Raw genomic sequence first — 248 nt, 5'->3', positions numbered from 1 at the left:
GCCCTTCGGCCTCCTCGGCCGCCTGGCGGGCGGATTGCAGCGCCTGCGCCCGGCCTTGCGCCGCCACGGCGGCGGTGAGGTCCGCGAGCTGCCGCGATTGCAGCGCGAGGAGCTGATTGCCCGCCTGCGTCGCCTGGAGCGCGCCGGTCGCGGACTGGCTGGCCGAGACCAGGCTGTCCATCGTCGTGCGCGTGCCTTCGATGTTGCCGACGACGCCGGCCTGCACCTGCAAGGCATCCTGAAAGGCG

General features: G+C 73.8%; 1 pseudogene. It reads right to left on the bottom strand.

Annotated features, from left to right (window positions below):
* A pseudogene (locus tag AX735_RS04320) lies at positions 1-248 on the bottom strand (P-type conjugative transfer protein TrbJ); the annotation flags it as partial.

Origin of the sequence: Blastomonas sp. CCH1-A6 (assembly GCF_001556365.1) — a bacterium.
GTDB classification, from domain to species: Bacteria; Pseudomonadota; Alphaproteobacteria; order Sphingomonadales; family Sphingomonadaceae; genus Blastomonas; species Blastomonas ursincola.
Note: the sequence above shows the minus strand (reverse complement) of the source record. Positions and strands in the feature narration are given on the sequence as shown.